General features: G+C 68.7%; 1 protein-coding gene. It reads left to right on the top strand.

The window, feature by feature from the left end; all coding sequences use genetic code 11:
- The coding region (locus tag KI686_RS17700) for an MBL fold metallo-hydrolase (RefSeq protein ID WP_237590414.1) at positions 1–284 on the top strand (284 nt) is incomplete at both ends.

Raw genomic sequence — 284 nt, 5'->3', positions numbered from 1 at the left:
ATCACCGATACCGCCACCGGCAAGTCGCTGTTCATCGACGCCGCGAACCAGCCGGACCTGCTCGTGAGCTACCTCGCCGAGAACGCGCCGAAGCTCGAGCTGATCGTCACCACGCATCAGCACTGGGATCACTGGCAGGGTCTCGCGCAGGTCGCCGCGGCCACCGGCGTGCCGACCGCCGCGCATCCGCTCGACGCCGAACCGCTGCCCGTCACGCCGGCCCGGATGCTCATGGAGGGCGACACCGTCGAGATCGGTGAGCTGTCGTTCGAGGTGCTGCACCT

This window comes from Polaribacter sargassicola, from assembly GCF_021991835.1.
Taxonomy (GTDB): Bacteria; Bacteroidota; Bacteroidia; order Flavobacteriales; family Flavobacteriaceae; genus Polaribacter; species Polaribacter sargassicola.
This window is presented reverse-complemented; position numbering and strand designations above follow the sequence as displayed.